The 574-nt window shown below is 73.9% G+C and carries 1 protein-coding gene; it reads right to left on the bottom strand.

From position 1 onward, the window contains the following. On the bottom strand, positions 1-508 hold a 508-nt coding region (locus AC3WRM_RS18420; RefSeq protein ID WP_492270939.1), incomplete at its 3' end, for a CurL C-terminal domain-containing protein. Positions 509-574 lie beyond the last annotated feature (66 nt).

Raw genomic sequence — 574 nt, 5'->3', positions numbered from 1 at the left:
CCACCCCCAACAGACCCGACGCCATCCCCACCCACTGCGCCCCCTGACCCGGGAACACCATCACCGGGCCCTCGGCGACGGACCTCGTCCCGGACGTGTCCGTCGCAGCCACGTGGGCCGAGGGCACACCGTCAACCAGCGCGCGGAGTCGCGCCGAGGCGTTGGCGGCCTCGACGGTGACTACCGCGCGGTGCGGTAGACGCGCTCGCCCCGTCGCGAGGGTCCACGCGGCGTCGGCCAGGACCGGTGCATCCTCGCCGGCGAGCGTGTCGGCCGTGGCCGCAGCGAGTCGGGCGAGTGCCTGGGGCGTGCGGGCCGAGAGCACCAGCGGCACCACCGCACCACCCAGCACACCCGAACCAGCCCCCACCACCGGCTCCTCCACCACCGGGGCCTGCTCCACGACCACATGCGCGTTCGTCCCACTGATCCCGAACGCCGAGACCCCCGCCCGACGCACCCCATCAGCACCCACCGGCCACTCCCGCAACCCCTCGGCCAGCTCCACCTCACCAGCCGACCAGTCCACCAGCTCCGAACGACCCCCCACACACACCGACGGACCCACCACACC

The sequence above is a fragment of the Aeromicrobium sp. EU05-FHT14F07 genome (assembly GCF_058790455.1).
Note: the sequence above shows the minus strand (reverse complement) of the source record. Positions and strands in the feature narration are given on the sequence as shown.